The organism is Mycobacteroides franklinii, from assembly GCF_001853795.1.
Taxonomy (GTDB): Bacteria; Actinomycetota; Actinomycetes; order Mycobacteriales; family Mycobacteriaceae; genus Mycobacterium; species Mycobacterium franklinii.
This window is the reverse complement of record NZ_MLIK01000017.1, coordinates 1-448: the sequence shown is the minus strand read 5'-3', so window position 1 is coordinate 448 and position 448 is coordinate 1. Positions and strand designations below refer to the sequence as shown.

Annotated in this window: 1 protein-coding gene; it reads right to left on the bottom strand. The window is 61.8% G+C overall.

The window, feature by feature from the left end:
* Positions 1-448 (bottom strand): Dyp-type peroxidase (locus BKG76_RS07105; protein ID WP_131815801.1); only part of this gene is annotated, 448 nt, incomplete at both ends.

Genomic DNA, 448 nt, shown 5'->3' with positions numbered 1-448 from the left:
AACGGCTGCACATAGTCGACGAGGGGCTCGTCGTTCAACCGGTTCTGCACGGTTTCGAACTGGCGCTCGAGGTCCTGCTGGAAACAGACGAAGACATGTCCCGACTGCATGTTCCCGTTCGGTTCCACGCCTAGGTCGTAGTTGTAGGAACGCCGGACCAGCCGCTGGTTGTCAGTTTCCGCGGTGCGCGGGTTGGCCAGCCGGATGTGCGCATCCAGGGGAATGGTCTGGCCTTCGGGGTCAGTCGTGTAGTTGGGGTTATCGAACTCGTTGTTCCCGTCCAACGGGGCGCCGCTGTCGCGACGTCGACCGAACATCCGCTCCTGCTCGTTGATGGAAACCCGATCCCAGAATTCGACGAGCATCCGGATGAGGCGCACCACCATGTAGGTGCCGTCCGCGGTCCAGGCGGGTTCGCCATCGCCCACCCAGATCAGCTTTTCGGCAT